Annotated in this window: 1 protein-coding gene; it reads right to left on the reverse strand. The window is 43.7% G+C overall.

Annotation, left to right across the window (positions count from 1 at the left end):
- Positions 1-66 precede the first annotated feature (66 nt).
- Positions 67-753: WxL domain-containing protein (locus BCR22_RS10980; RefSeq protein WP_069654932.1), on the reverse strand; the 687-nt coding region annotated here is incomplete at its 5' end.

The raw sequence follows: 753 nt of genomic DNA on the forward strand, positions 1-753 counted from the left end.
CTAATGTTGTTGTACAAAGACTTCTTGCTTTCATATTGTTTTTCCTCCTAAAATGTGTGTAATCTATTAAGGCAACTTGGCTAATATCCAAGTTAACTCCGTTTGGTATTGGACCGGATATATCGTCGTTGTTTCGGGTATGTTCAAGATGATTGCTGAATTATGATAGACCGGTTTGTTGTAAGTACGGTCTATTACTGGTTTACCTGAAGCATCCACTACAGGGCTCAAGGTATGTGGTTGATTATTCGTATTGGTATCTGACGCTCCAAATGCGATGGTCCAAACCCCTTTTCCGCTGCCAGCTCGTGCTGTCGCTACCTCATAGGCTGAACCGATAGAATTCAACGCAATCGTTTCACGCGTCACCGTTGGTGCTTCGCTAGTGCCGCTAGAATTCGCCCATCCTTTGTCTAAGGAAAGAACGGCTCCTTTGAGTTCTTGTTCCTCTACTTTTTGGATAATTGGATTCATAAACTGGACTTCTTGTTTTACTTGTAGTGTCCACCCAGAAGAATCCGCTTGTTGATCCGTAATTTGGATATAACTCCCCCTTGGCCCAGTATCGCCAAAAAACTGTTGAGCTAAAGCTTTATATTTGCGAGTACCTTTACTGATTTTGCTTTCGCCAAAATCCAGAGATGATGCATAGTCGATACGTAGTGGTCCTTCTGTGGACGGACCTGGTCCTGGATCAATAGGTACTCCTGGATTTTCAGGGTCGATTGGATTCGTCACTACGCTCCCTTCAAC

This window comes from Enterococcus plantarum (assembly GCF_001730295.1).
GTDB lineage: Bacteria > Bacillota > Bacilli > Lactobacillales > Enterococcaceae > Enterococcus_L > Enterococcus_L plantarum.